At 63.3% G+C, this 229-nt stretch carries 1 protein-coding gene; it reads left to right on the top strand.

Annotated elements, in window-relative coordinates; genetic code table 11:
- Positions 1-10: 10 nt before the first annotated feature.
- Positions 11-229, top strand: a 219-nt coding sequence (locus ACR9ZK_RS23875) for an FGGY family carbohydrate kinase (RefSeq protein ID WP_481344377.1), incomplete at its 3' end; no start/stop codon positions are given.

Here is a 229-nt window from a genome sequence, read left to right as displayed (position 1 = left end):
GCAGCGTCAGATGTGTATAAGAGACAGGACCCTGCTCATGGACCTGCGGACCCTGTCGTGGGACGAGGACCTCTGCGCCGCGATGGGCGTGCCGATGTCGATGCTGCCCGAGATCCGCTCGTCCTCGGAGGTGTACGGCACGTGCAAGCCCTGTCTCTTATACACATCTCCGAGCCCACGAGACGGAGCTACATCTGGGGGGGCGGGTTGTTTTTTGGGGGAGGGGGGG

It is taken from the genome of Monashia sp. HAY1-5C (assembly GCF_056755255.1).
Note: the sequence above shows the minus strand (reverse complement) of the source record. Positions and strands in the feature narration are given on the sequence as shown.